This is a genomic window from Paenarthrobacter sp. TE3676 (assembly GCF_056279165.1).
In genome coordinates this window covers 140058-152725 of record NZ_JBWBQU010000003.1, presented here as the reverse complement: position 1 = coordinate 152725, position 12668 = coordinate 140058, and the positions used below count along the sequence as shown (strand labels likewise).

Here is a 12668-nt window from a genome sequence, read left to right as displayed (position 1 = left end):
GAAACGACAGTCGCTTGGGTTTCTGCATAGCTGCCATACCATGTGGAGGCGAGCTGGTTCTCGGGATACTGGGAGAAGCCAACCTTGTACTGTCCGGCTTGCAACCCAGTGAGTAAGAAGCTGCCGTTGGCATTCACCTGGGCCCTGACATAGGACGGGCCTCCGGAAGTCTGCACGGCAACTGTGGTTACGTCCACGCCCGCAGGCACGGTGACCGTTCCTGAAATACTTCCCGTGGCTGCTGCAAACGCCGGGGATGCGATCCCGGCAGGCAATGCACCCAAGATGAGTGCTGCTAATAGAGTGAGAGCGAGCCGAAAACGGCCGCGAGAATAACCCCTCATGGGTCCCCCATGTTTCATGCGAACGAAGGGGCCGCAAATGGCGGCCCCTCGCGATCCTAATGGAGAAAACCAATTATTCTAAACGCCGATGTTATTTGAACCCGCCTAGCCAGAAAGGGTTGGCTTCCATCGAAATGGAACCAACCCTTTCCGGTTGATTCGTAGGCTAGATGGAGCCGAACTTTGTGTTGTAGCGGAACATGAACGCCGCCATCGCGTCCCGGTTCACCGCCTGCAACGGCCGATACGTTTTTGACCCATCAGCCTCGGTCCACCCGGTGGAGATCCCCTGAGCTGCAAGCCAGGTGATCTCCTTGTAGAACTGCGCCCCGGAAGGCACGTCCGCAAACGGCGACACCGCAGGAGCCGCAAACGCAGGCTTACCCGCCAACCGATACATGAACGCCGCCATCGCATCACGATTCACCGGCTGCAACGGCCGATACGTCTTGGACCCATCAGCCTCAACCCACCCGGTGGAAATCCCCTGCGCCGCAAGCCAAGTGATCTCCTTGTAGAACTGGGCACCAACAGGCACATCCGCAAACGGCGACACCGCAGGAGCCGCAAACGCAGGCTTACCCGCCAACCGATACATGAACGCCGCCATCGCATCACGATTCACCGGCTGCAACGGTCGGAACGTCGTAGACCCGTTGGCCTCGGTCCAGCCAGTGGAAATCCCCTTCTCAGCAAGCCACGAAATCTCAGCAGAGAACTGCGCACCCACCGGAACATCCGAGAACGACGGTGTCCCTTGAGAGGCCGTGGCATAGCTCAGCGTCCCAAGGTCCGTATTCTGGCCGAGTGCAGCAGCAACAGTCGTGGCGTTGGCTTCCACCCGTGTGTTGCCGGAGAAGATCGGGCCCAGCGGCCCGCCGAGCATGTTGGCTGCCACTAAGTAATTCCCGGCGCTGAGCCCAGTCACTTTGAACGTTCCGTCTACCGCTGTTCGGGCAGCCCGGGTGACCAAGGAACCGTCCTTTGTGTATACGCGGACCGGGACGTTCTCAAGAGGGGCGCCGTCAGCGCCCACAACCTTGCCCGAAGCCGTACCGCCGGTACGTGTGGTGGCGTCAATATTCGCAGCGTTCTGCCCTGCCGAGACTGTCACCGATGTAGCACCTCCGGCGCCACTGGACTCGGGGAGGTCCTTGTAATACTGGGCTTCCTGGGTAGTAGTCACACCACTTGAGCGATTGAACTGGACTTTGTAGCTTCCAGGGAAGACGTTATTGACGGTGTACCCAGTGGCAGGATTTGAAGCGGATGCCCCTCCGACCACAGTTCCATCCGCGGCTACAGCAGTGACATATTGATTGGTGCCGCCAGCCACCGAACCCGATATTGAACCACCTGCAACAGCCGTGTCCTGGAGTCCGCCGAGCTGTTGCCCCTGGGTGACCGTCAGGGTCGGGGAGGTGCTGAATCCGGCAACGCCACCGTGCCACATTTGCGCCCAGGTGCCGCCGAACGGCCTGAAGTTGATTTTGTACGTCCCAGGCTCAAGCCCCCCGATTGCATATTCGCCGCTGGAGTCCACGTCGCCAATGTAATCGGACCCTGCCGAAGCGTTGAGCGAAAAGTCCGGACCCTTCATGACCATTACGTACCCAGAGAAGGCGGGCGAGTTGGCTGGTACCGAAATCTTTCCTGAAATGATGGCGGCAGGTTTGAGCGCCTGATTTATTCCAGGCGTGGTCTTCCCCTCAGCCACCGCTACCAGCGTTGCCGTGTCGAACCCGCCGCCCGGATAGTAGGCATCCACCACAGGCGATGCCGTGTAGTTGACGTATCGGAACGACACTTTGTAATTGCCAGTCGCCAGCGCGGTGACCTTGAATGTCCCGTCCGCCTTAACAGCGCCGTAGCCGGAGCCCCCGTTGTCGCTGTACGCGTTGACGTAGACCTTGGTGGGATCCGCGCCAGCTGGAACGGTGACGCTCCCGGTGATGATGCCACCAGTCTTGAGCGTCTGATTAATACCTGCGACGGCGGCACCTTCACCTACGGTAATAAGTGTCGCGAGGTCGTAGTCGACGGAGCCGTAGTACGTGCCGTACACCGATGGCACTTCCGTGTCCTCCCGGAAATCAACCTTGTACTGGCCGGCCTCCAGCCCGGTAAGGCTGTACTGTCCACTGCTGTTGGCATACACGGATTTGTAGCTTGGTCCGCTGCTGCTCACCCGAATCTTAGTAACGTCCACGCCAGCGGGCACCGTGACGGTCCCTGAAATACTTGCTGTGGCTGCCGCCAGTGCCGGGGATGCGATTCCGGCCGGCAGCGTGGCAAGGATAATTCCTGCCACTAGTGTTAAAGCGAGCCGAAAACGGCTGCGTGAGTTGCCCCTCATTTGACCCCCATGTTCGATGCGAACGAAAAGGCCGCATAACTTGCGGCCTGATCGCGATATTAGGGTGCATCATTGGGGTTCGTCGATACGTTGTTCTTATATGAAGTGAAGATTCATGCCCTGGGCGTTCCCGCGCGGGAACCGCCTAGCCCCGCCTGAGCAACTTCCGCACCAAAAGCATGGGCTTCTTCAAGAACTCCCCCACGCTGGTCCGCACAACCACGGTCTGGTTCAGCGCCTCCAGGCGTTCCAGGATGTGGTCGAGCTTGGCTGCGGACTCGTCCAGGCGTCGCTGCTGGGCAACGATGAGTTCCTCTTGCTCAGAAAGGACGCGCGTCAGGTAAAGCATGGTGCCGAGCCCACCCTGCGCGGCTTGGTCGCGGAGGTAATCGTCGCGGACCAGGGCGTCGTACTGTGCATGCTCAGCAACCTTCGCGAAGATGCTGTTGCTGTGGTGCCCTGCGGATTCCGGCCGCTGCGACCAGAAGGCGAGAGGTTCGCCGTCGAGGAAGCCAACACGCGAGTGGCTCAGGACGCGAAGGTGGAATTCCCAGTCGCCCACCACCGGCAGGTTCTCGTTGTAGTAGCCAACATGATCGTGAAGATTGCGTCGGTACAGGAAAGATATAGGCACCGCGCGGTTGATCTTGAGCATGTCTGCCAGCGTTATCTGCCGCATGTCGGCCCAGAAGATTTCGCGGCGGATGGGCTCGATCTTGTCCTCCACAAGCTCCTCGATGACGATCTCGGTACGCACCATCACACCGCTTTCAGCAGCGTGCGCGGGATCGTCAAGGTAGGCCACTGTGCGGGCTAGGAACTCGGGGGCCCAGAAGTCGTCGTCGTCATGAATCACCACGAACTCGCCGGAACCGGCCTTGAGGCCAGCGTTCGATGCCCCCTCCATGCCGGCTGACTCAGCATGGTGAATGGTGGTGATGCGGGAGCGTTCCGCTTCCGACCGCTGGGAGGTGAGGTGTTCGACGTCGGCCGGGTTACCGCCGTCGTTGACTATCACCAGCTCGAAGTCCTGGAAAGTCTGGGCGAAGATGTCATCCAAAGCACGTGCCAGGAAGATGGGTCGGTTCTTGGTTCGGGTCACGATGGTGACGCGGGCGCCGGAAGTCATGCGGATCCATCCATGTCAGAGATTAGTCAACTCTGCATCTTAGCAGCGCTGGCTACTCCGAGTTTTGCCCGGACGGCGGTCAACTCCGGACCGGAAACGCCGTTATCTGTCAGGAACCCGGCCGCATCCAGCGACGCAAGGAATGCCGTCAGACTCGCCCGCCGCTCGGTCAACATGGCCTCCAGTGCGGTCTCGGACAGGTAGGGATCGTGGGCATGCGGCGCCCCGTGGGTGCGGTGCCGTTCGTTGATCCCCCGCGCTGCGAGTTCGTATCCGTGCACGATTTCCTCATCACCAACCCCGGCCAATCGCTGCAGGATCAAAGCGATCACGCCGCTACGGTCCCTTCCCGCCGAGCAGTGAACCACCACCTTGCCGGGCGACGCCGCAATGGCTTTGAAGACCGCTGCGATCTTGTCAGCGAACAGCTCAAGATAATCACCGTACTGCGCAGGGTCCTTCAGGTAGGGGCCGAAAAGCTCGCTGAAGTCCCGATGGTCCGGATCTTCCGTTGGGCAATGCACGACGTCGATACGCGCCTTCACGTCGTCCGGCACCTCTGGATCGGTGTCGCGTTGCCGCCGCTCGCGCGAGGCGCGGAGATCGATCACGGTGCGGACGCCGTCGTCGTACATCTGCTGCCACCCGGCTTCCGTGACCCATTCGCGGCGCCCCATCCGGTACACGTCCCCGGCGATCGGCCACGCGTTGACGGCGCCGTCCCAGTGGACGCCCTGGTGAGCTGAAGTCGTCCCATCCATAGGAGCCAGCTAAGCACAAAGTTTGGGAATGAGGTCTTGCGGAGCCTGAGTGACCCATGTCATACTCATTCTCGATGCGCATCGACGATACGTATCGACAAGCCACGGGAACTGTTCAGCAGAGAGCACAAGGAGGTCAGGGCATGCCCACCAGCAAGGACGTTGCCCAAGCCGCCGGAGTAGCTCAAAGCACGGTCTCCTACGTACTAAGTGGCAAGCGGCCGATCTCCGAGAAGACCCGCAAAAAGGTTGAAGACGCTATTCAGCAGTTGACGTATCAACCCAATGCCGGCGCTCGCGCCCTTGCCAGCCGCAAGACCCGGGTCATCGGCCTGGTGATCCCCTTCATACCCGAACTGCACATGGCCTCGATCATGGAGTTCGTATCCGTCATCGCCAACACCGCCAGACTCTATGACCACGACATTCTCCTGGTCACCGAGGACGAAGGCGCACCTGGACTGAAGCGCGTGGTGGGCCAGCAGATTTGCGATGGCCTGATCCTCATGCAGGTTGAAGGGGATGACGAACGCCTCCCCGTGGTTCGCAGCCTTAACGTACCTGTGGTGCTGATCGGAATCCCGCACGACCCCTCCGGCTTGGTCTGCATCGATGCGGACTTTGAAATGGCCGGGGAACAATGCGTCCAAGATCTGGCAGCGGCCGGACATAGCGTTATTTCCGTGATCGGTTGGCAACCGGAGGTGGTGGAGCGCCACGTAAATTACGTAGAACGCTTCATGTCCGGCACCGACAAGGCGGCCCAAGATGCCGGCGTCCGCGTGCTGCACCTGCCGGGCGGCACCGACCGCGATGTCATCGCCACCTCTGTTGACAAGGCTCTTGCCGAAACCACCACCGGAGTTCCGGCGTATATTGCACCGGACGGGACTGTCCAGGACGTACTCCGTCGGGTGTTGAACAACCGCGGCCTGACTCCGGGGGTGGATGTCTCCGTTATTGGCAGCGCCTCCCCCACCCTGGCTGAACTCCAGCCCATTCCGCTTTCCACCATTGACCTCCGTCCGGCAGAAGTTTCCCGCCGCGCGGTAAAGATCATTTGCGACCTCCTCGAAGCCGAGAACCACGGACCACACGAATCCCTGGAACTGGTACCTACGGTCATTACGCACCGTTCAAGCACGCTCCGCCCACCCCACGGCAGCTAAGTCCCTCTCTGTAGCCCCCGATCCGCATCCCTTTCCGAACTCATCGATACGCATCGTCGATACGCATCGATAAATCGATCCCCAGAAGAAGGAACAGACAATGAAGTCAGCACAAAGGACATCCCGTCCGCTCGCACTGGCAGTGGCCGCCCTGGTCGGCCTGCCGCTGGTCATCTCCGGCTGCGGCACCTCCACCGCCGCTTCGTCCTCCGAGGCCGTCAGGGAACTCTCCGTGATGGACTACTACAACAACGAGCCGGACAAGTCGTTCATCGGCGATGCCCTAACCAAGTGCGGCACCCAGCTGGGCGTTACAGTCAAGCGGGAAACCGTCCCCGGGAAATCACTCATTTCCAAAGTTCTCCAGCAATCCTCCTCCAAGACCCTCCCTGACGTCCTCATGTTGGACAACCCGGATCTCCAGCAAATCGCGGCCACCGGCGCCCTGGCTCCCCTTGCCGATTTCAAAGTCAGCACGGAAAACTTCGCTGAAGGCGTGCTGAGCGCCGGCACGTACAAGGACAAGGTGTACGGCTTGGCACCCACTGTGAACACCATCGCCCTGTTCTACAACAAGGACATCCTGGCCAAGGCCGGCGTCACTCCGCCCACAACGTGGGATGAGCTCAAGGCAGCCTCCGCAAAGCTCACAGCTGGTGACCAGTACGGACTGGCATTCAACGCCAACCCCACCTACGAGGGCACATGGCAGTTCCTTCCTGTCATGTGGTCCAACGGTGGCGATGAGAAGAAGATCGACACCAAGGAGACCGAGCAGGCACTGCAGCTGTGGACCGACCTGGTCAAGAGCGGTTCAGTCTCCTCCTCTGCCCTCAACTGGACCCAGGCTGATGTCAAAGACCAGTTCCTGGCAGGCAAGGCCGCCATGATGGTCAACGGACCGTGGCAGATCCCGGCGTTGGACAAGCAGCCCACGCTTCAGTACGGCGTAGTGAAGATTCCTGTGCGTGAAACCGGACAGACGTCCGTGGCTCCGCTCGGCGGCGAGGTATGGACTGTCCCGCAGACCGGGAACAAGGCCCGGCAAGCCAAGGCAGCAGAGATGGTTGCCTGCTTGAACAGCGACGAGAACCAGCTCGCCATGGCTACTGCCCGCAACACCATTCCCTCCAAGACCACGCTCTCGGACAAGTTCGCCAGTGACAACCCCAAGCTCGCCACGTTCACCGAGCTGATCAAAACAGCCCGCGCACGCACCGGCCAGCTCGGCGAGGAATGGCCGGCACAGGCCACCAAGATCTACACAGCCATCCAGACCTCACTGACGGGCAACGCCTCTCCGGCCGACGCCCTCAAGCAAGCCCAAGGTCAGTAGGCAGCCTGCCATGTCACTTGCTACCGATTTACCTCATTCAGAAGGGCAGGCCGCCGGCACAGCCGTGAAAACCCGCGGCTCAGGAATCGAAAAGCCGGCACCCAGGCGCCGCAGCCGACAACGCCGCGAGCGCATCTTCCAGTGGCTCTTCCTGGTCCCCGCAGTGGTCTACATGACGTTGTTCTTCGGCTATCCGGTAGTCAAGAACGTGGTCATGAGTTTTCAGGAATACACCACCTCCACGTTCTTCACCGGAGAAGCCCCCTGGGTAGGGTTCACCAACTACGTGACTGTATTGTCGTCGTCGTTGTTCTCAACCTCGCTGCTGAACACCGTCCTGTTCACCATCGGCTCCATTATCGGCCAGTTCGTGATCGGGCTGGCGCTGGCCATCTTCTTCCAGCGCAAGTTCCCGCTCAACGGAATCCTCCGGTCCCTGCTCCTGCTTCCCTGGCTCCTTCCCCTGATCGTCTCGAGCGCTGTGTGGCGCTGGATCCTGGATAAGGACAGTGGCGCGCTGAACCGTTTCCTGGGTGACCTCGGCATCATCGATACCGGTATTCCGTGGCTCACCAGCACCTCGCTGGCCCTCATTGCCGTGGTGGGCGTGAACATTTGGATCGGCATCCCGTTCAACCTGACCATCCTCTACGGCGGCCTGCAGGAAATCCCGGACGAACTGTACGAGGCCGGATCACTGGACGGTGCCACCGGTTGGAAAGCCTTCCGGCACATCACCTGGCCCATGCTGCGGCCAGTGGTGAGCGTGGTCCTGGTGCTCGGCGTCGTCTACACGCTCAAGGTGCTGGACATCATCCTGGGCCTCACCAACGGAGGGCCCGCCAATTCCACCCAGACCATCGCGACGCAGTCCTACAACCTCTCCTTCCACGAATTCAAGTTCGGTGAAGGTGCGGCCCTGGGCAACGTGCTGGTGATCATCTCCCTGGTCTTCGCAGTCCTGTACTTGCGGGCCAGCCGACGCGCAGTGGACGAGTGAGGACAGCATGACAACCGTACTGAAAGCCCCCACACTCCGGCGTACCGTCCCAAAACCAACGGGACGCAAGAACTGGGGCTACACGGCACTTGCCATCTTCTTCCTGGCCATCATGCTGTTCCCGGTCTACTGGATGGTTAACGCCTCCCTGCAACCCAACGGCACCACCTTGGAAACCTCGTGGTTCCCCGTGAAGCCGGACTTCACGGGTTACGCCACAGCCATCAACGAGCAAGCAGGCAACCTGGGAACCAGCCTCATCATTTCGCTGGGCAGCGTAGCGCTGAGCCTTGCCATTGCAGCCCCGGCCGCCTATGCCTTGGCCTACTTCAAGGTCCGCGGCGCAGGAGTGGTCCTGTTCGCAATCCTCATCAGCCAGATGATCCCGGGAATTGTGGTGGCCAATGCCCTGTACACCGCTTACAACGATCTCGGTCTGCTCAACTCCATCCCCGGACTGATCCTGGCTGATTCGGCGCACGGCATCCCGTTCGCCATCCTGATCATCCGGGCCTTCATGAACGGCATGCCGGCCTCGGTGATCGAGGCCGCACGGGTTGACGGGGCGGGACACCTCCGGGCGTTCTGGTCGATCGTGCTTCCGCTGAGCCGGAACTCCCTGATCACCGCGGGACTCTTCACGTTCCTGTTCGCGTGGAGCGACTTCCTGTTCGCGCTGACCCTGACCACAACCGAGGCCGTACGACCCGTCACCCTGGGCATCTTCCAGTACATCGGCGCCTACGTGAACGACTGGAGTTCCGTCATGGCGACGGCGGTACTCGCCTCCATCCCGGCCATCGTCCTGCTGGTCGCGGCCCAAAAATACATCGCCGCCGGCACCACCGGCGGTGCGGTCAAGTAGACCGCTCCCACACCTTCAGAGGAGAAATCATGACTGAAAGCAAGCCCATCCGCGTCATCGTATGGTCCGAGAATCGCCACGAGAAGCGCGACGAACTGGTAGCCCGCCTCTACCCGGACGGTATGCACGGCGCCGTCAAGGCGGGCATCGAGGAGAACCTGGGTACCGCCGTCGAGGTCCGAACCGCAACCCTGGACGAACCGGAACACGGCCTCACCGAGGAAGTCCTCGCCAACACCGACGTGCTTACGTGGTGGGGGCACATGTCCCATGCAGATGTTGAGGACGAGATCGTGGAACGCGTCCACCGGCACGTCTTGGCCGGAATGGGCCTGATCGTGCTGCACTCGGGGCACTGGTCCAAGATCTTCACCAAGCTCATGGGAACCTCGTGCACGCTGCGTTGGCGTTCCGAGCAGGACCGCGAACTTGTGTGGACCGTGGACCCCACGCACCCCATCGCCAAGGGCGTTCCCCACCCCATCGAGATCCCGCAGCAGGAAATGTACGGCGAGTTCTTCGACATCCCCACGCCCGAGGAACTGGTGTTCATCAGCTCGTTCAGCGGCGGCGAAGTCTTCCGTTCGGGCTGCACGTTCCGGCGCGGTCACGGCAAGATCTTCTTCTTCAGCCCCGGCGACCAGGATTACCCCGTCTACCACCACAAGGACGTCCGTCGCGTGATCGCCAACGCCGTGGAGTGGGCCGTTACCGACCGCCCCGAACGCGCTGTTCCGGAGCTGCTTCGCTACGAGACCAATGACTTCTTCAACGGCAAGAGCTACCAGGGAGCCAACGCGTGAGCACGCCCTTCGCTACCATTCCCGACGACGGAACTCCCCTCCGCGTCGTCGTAGTCGGTGCGGGAGGCATGGGACGCGCATGGCTCCGGACCGTGGAAGAGTCGCCGTTGGTTGAGCTGGCGGGCATCGTTGATCTTGACCTTACGGCTGCCTCTGAGGCGGCAGCGTCCTTGGGGCGCCCCGACCTCCCCATTGGTGCGGGTACCGCTCAGTTGGCGTCCGACGTCGGCGCTCAGGCGGTCATCAACGTCACCGTCCCTGCCGCGCATCATCCGGTGACCACCGAAGCACTGGCCGCGGGCTTGCCGGTCCTCGGTGAGAAACCAGTGGCTTCCACTGTGGCGCAAGGACTCTCGCTGGCCGCCGCCGCAGAGCTTCACGGCCAGCTGTTCATGGTCAGCCAGTCCCGGAGATACAACCGGCAGCTGTTTTCGGCCAAGCGCCTGTCCTCCGCCCTGGGATCCGTTGGAATCGTGTCAGCCGAGTTCTTCAAGGCCCCCCACTTCGGCGGTTTCCGCGACGCCATGGATCACCCGCTCCTGCTGGATATGGCCGTCCACCAGTTCGACATGGCCCGCTTCCTGCTCGACGCCGATCCCGTCTCCGTATTCTGCGAGGAGTACAACCCCTCCTGGAGCTGGTATCGCGGAGATGCAGGTTCCACCGCCATCTTCGAGATGACCGGCGGCGAGCGCTTTGTGTTCACCGGCAGCTGGTGCAGCCCTGGCCAGGAGACCTCATGGAACGCCTCATGGCGGATCAGCGGTGAGTATGGCACCGTCCTGTGGGACGGCGACAATGAACCGGTCTCCTCTGTTCCCGTTTCCGGCGATGCTGCCAGTTCTGAAGATCCCGGCCAGGAGATTGCCGGGTCCTTGCGGGACTTCGTGGCCGCTGTGCGCACGGGAAGCACACCGATGGGACGGGTTCACCAGAACATCATGAGCTTGGCCATGGTGGAGGCCGCGATCCTCAGCGCTTCCACCGGCGCCCGCGTTTCCGTGGATTCCCTGCTTGAGGACTCGTACCGACAAGCCATCCTGGCCGAACGCGATCCCGCTGTGCTGGAGGTGATGAAGTCCTGGACATCGGTTCGGAGTGCGCTTGCGGAGGAAGGAATCCGGCTGTGACCTTGCTGTGGACGTGAATGAACGTTGTTGACCCGCTGCTCCGTTGTTGGCCAACAACGGAACAGCGGGTCAGCAACGATTGAGTGGTCTAACGCCTAGCGAGTTGCGCGGGTTTGATGGATGTCAGCAGGGCTGAGGCGTAGGCCTGGTGTCCGGCGTCGTTCGGATGGAAGTTCGCATCCAGAAGCGGCTGGGTAAGATCCAATACGATCCAGGGATTGTCTGAGTTGACTGCGTGCCCCAGGAAGCGCTTGGTCACGTCAATAAACACAGCGTTTGTCCCGCTGCTTTCGACCGCTGCTGCGATGGTTGCGTTGAGGGCATCAATAGCTTGGTTGACGAGTATTTGGTTCTGGACGGGAACAATCGTGATCCCATTGATCACAATGTCGCCCTGGGACGGATCAAACAGGCGTGGGTAACCCAAAACGGCGATGACAGCATCCGGTGCACTCGACTGGATGGCTTGGTATGTGGTCGCCAGGGCGGTTTGGAGAGTTCCAGACTGCAGGTTTTGAATGATCGCGGTCACTGTGTCCGCACAAAGCTGGGTGTTCGGAGTAGCGCACGCCTGCAACGCAAGCCCGCTTCCGGCATCCACGGCGCCAGCCGTGATGCTGACCAGGTCAGCGCCCGCCAAGGCCTGGTGGCCCGCGAGGATCTGTGCGGTGACAGTTGGGGTCACGCCATCATAGAAGGGTGGCACAGGGAACAACACGGCTCCGTGACATGCCAAGTTAGCCACCAGTGTGACTTTGGGTGAGGCATCCACAAGGTCGACGTAGCCACCAGGGCTTTGCCAGCAAGCAACGGGCGGCCTACTCAAAGCCCCGGCACCAGTACCCGCCGTGTACGAATCACCGAGCGCCACATACGTGACAGGTGGCGGCGGTGCGGCGGTCGCCGGACTGGCCGTGAATCCTAACGTGAGTGCCAGGGCGGCGAGTCCGCCTGCAAAAGCCAAGTTCCGGCGTCGTGCTCGATGAGTTGCCATGATGCTTCCCCTTCATGCTGCTCTTTGGGGCTCCGGTGATCCATCTAAGGGGTCACTTCGCGGCTCGCCCACCCGTCGGCCGCGTACGGGGCAATGTGTTGGCAAGGTTACGCCTGGCAGGCAACGCGGTACAGACGTCTGGCTACCCTACTTTTGATAAGAACAGCTAAGCGCCGTACTTCGTCAGCCGGAACTCCAGCCCGTTCCGGACCGCGGGCCATTCGTGATCGAGGATGGAGAACACCACGGTGTCGCGGACGGCGCCGTCCTTGCTGCGGGAGTGGCTTCGAAGGACGCCATCCTGTTTGGCGCCGAGCCGGGCAATTGCCTCACGGGACTGCTGGTTCATCCAGTGTGTGCGGAACTCCACGGCCGGGCAGCCCAGCGTTTCGAAAGCGTGCCGCAGGAGCAGCAACTTCGAATCGGGGTTGGTCCCCGTGCCGTGCGCCGACGCGGCGTTCCACGTGGATCCGATCTCCAAGCGAGGCGTCTCGGCGTCGATGTTCATGTACGTTGTCATACCGATCAGCTTGCGCGTCGCCTTGGAGCGCGTGGCAAACGGCACCATGGACCCTTTTGCCTGTAGGTCCAGGCGGCGATCTATTTCCGCGGCCATGCCCTCCGGCGTCGGGACGGAGGTGTACCAAAGCTTCCAGAGATCGCCGTCTCGGGCTGCATCTACCAGGCCGTCATGGTGCTCCCGGCTCAACGGTTCCAGCGTCACGAATTTTCCGGTCAGGGTGATGGGTTCGATAGAAGTCACCCGGTTAGCCTAACCGGC

The 12668-nt window shown here is 61.2% G+C and carries 11 protein-coding genes; 6 read left to right on the top strand and 5 right to left on the bottom strand.

All coding sequences use genetic code 11. The features are described from left to right. Positions 1–510: 510 nt before the first annotated feature. The 3 genes from ACZ881_RS08285 to ACZ881_RS08275 form a co-directional block, all read right to left on the bottom strand. Positions 511–2700, bottom strand: a complete 2190-nt coding sequence (locus tag ACZ881_RS08285) for an S-layer homology domain-containing protein (protein WP_476114116.1) — start codon at positions 2698–2700, stop codon at positions 511–513. Positions 2701–2845: 145 nt separating this feature from the next. Next, positions 2846–3829 (bottom strand): glycosyltransferase family 2 protein, encoded by a 984-nt coding sequence (locus ACZ881_RS08280; protein WP_178995088.1) that lies wholly within the window; start codon positions 3827–3829, stop codon positions 2846–2848. Between the two features lie 26 nt (positions 3830–3855). Then, positions 3856–4590, bottom strand: coding sequence for a tyrosine-protein phosphatase (locus ACZ881_RS08275; RefSeq protein WP_476114113.1), 735 nt, complete (start codon positions 4588–4590; stop codon positions 3856–3858). Positions 4591–4733: 143 nt separating this feature from the next. Between ACZ881_RS08275 and ACZ881_RS08270 the strand changes: the two genes are divergently transcribed. The 6 genes from ACZ881_RS08270 to ACZ881_RS08245 all read left to right on the top strand — a co-directional run bounded on the left by ACZ881_RS08270 (position 4734) and on the right by ACZ881_RS08245 (position 10893). Then, positions 4734–5759: a LacI family DNA-binding transcriptional regulator gene (locus ACZ881_RS08270; protein ID WP_476114111.1), complete on the top strand. Its 1026-nt coding sequence runs from the start codon at positions 4734–4736 to the stop codon at positions 5757–5759. Between the two features lie 100 nt (positions 5760–5859). Next, complete coding sequence (locus ACZ881_RS08265) at positions 5860–7095, top strand: sugar ABC transporter substrate-binding protein (protein ID WP_476114108.1); 1236 nt, start codon at positions 5860–5862, stop codon at positions 7093–7095. A gap of 10 nt (positions 7096–7105) precedes the next feature. After that, complete coding sequence (locus ACZ881_RS08260; RefSeq protein ID WP_429330421.1) at positions 7106–8095, top strand: carbohydrate ABC transporter permease; 990 nt, start codon at positions 7106–7108, stop codon at positions 8093–8095. Between the two features lie 7 nt (positions 8096–8102). Beyond that, positions 8103–8960: a carbohydrate ABC transporter permease gene (locus tag ACZ881_RS08255; RefSeq protein ID WP_091470542.1), complete on the top strand. Its 858-nt coding sequence runs from the start codon at positions 8103–8105 to the stop codon at positions 8958–8960. A 29-nt stretch (positions 8961–8989) separates the two neighbouring features. Then, positions 8990–9763 (top strand): ThuA domain-containing protein, encoded by a 774-nt coding sequence (locus tag ACZ881_RS08250; protein ID WP_476114103.1) that lies wholly within the window; start codon positions 8990–8992, stop codon positions 9761–9763. After that, a complete protein-coding gene (locus tag ACZ881_RS08245; protein WP_476114101.1) occupies positions 9760–10893 on the top strand; it encodes a Gfo/Idh/MocA family protein in 1134 nt (377 codons plus the stop codon). The genes ACZ881_RS08250 and ACZ881_RS08245 overlap by 4 nt, the downstream gene beginning before the upstream one ends. Before the next feature lie 88 nt (positions 10894–10981). Here ACZ881_RS08245 and ACZ881_RS08240 read toward each other — a convergent pair whose 3' ends face one another. Continuing rightward, the gene (locus ACZ881_RS08240; RefSeq protein WP_476114099.1) at positions 10982–11887 is read right to left on the bottom strand and encodes an SGNH/GDSL hydrolase family protein; all 906 of its coding nucleotides are present in this window, start codon (positions 11885–11887) and stop codon (positions 10982–10984) included. A gap of 166 nt (positions 11888–12053) precedes the next feature. Then, positions 12054–12650, bottom strand: a complete 597-nt coding sequence (locus tag ACZ881_RS08235; protein WP_476114097.1) for a GNAT family N-acetyltransferase — start codon at positions 12648–12650, stop codon at positions 12054–12056. Positions 12651–12668: the final 18 nt, after the last annotated feature.

Bases quoted from the DNA above. Each gene is read 5' to 3' on its own strand.
- ACZ881_RS08285 (WP_476114116.1), bottom strand. From the start codon at position 2,700: ATGAGGGGCAACTCACGCAGCCGTTTTCGGCTCGCTTTAACACTAGTG.
- ACZ881_RS08280 (WP_178995088.1), bottom strand. From the start codon at position 3,829: ATGACTTCCGGCGCCCGCGTCACCATCGTGACCCGAACCAAGAACCGA.
- ACZ881_RS08275 (WP_476114113.1), bottom strand. From the start codon at position 4,590: ATGGATGGGACGACTTCAGCTCACCAGGGCGTCCACTGGGACGGCGCC.
- ACZ881_RS08270 (WP_476114111.1), top strand. From the start codon at position 4,734: ATGCCCACCAGCAAGGACGTTGCCCAAGCCGCCGGAGTAGCTCAAAGC.
- ACZ881_RS08265 (WP_476114108.1), top strand. From the start codon at position 5,860: ATGAAGTCAGCACAAAGGACATCCCGTCCGCTCGCACTGGCAGTGGCC.
- ACZ881_RS08260 (WP_429330421.1), top strand. From the start codon at position 7,106: ATGTCACTTGCTACCGATTTACCTCATTCAGAAGGGCAGGCCGCCGGC.
- ACZ881_RS08255 (WP_091470542.1), top strand. From the start codon at position 8,103: ATGACAACCGTACTGAAAGCCCCCACACTCCGGCGTACCGTCCCAAAA.
- ACZ881_RS08250 (WP_476114103.1), top strand. From the start codon at position 8,990: ATGACTGAAAGCAAGCCCATCCGCGTCATCGTATGGTCCGAGAATCGC.
- ACZ881_RS08240 (WP_476114099.1), bottom strand. From the start codon at position 11,887: ATGGCAACTCATCGAGCACGACGCCGGAACTTGGCTTTTGCAGGCGGA.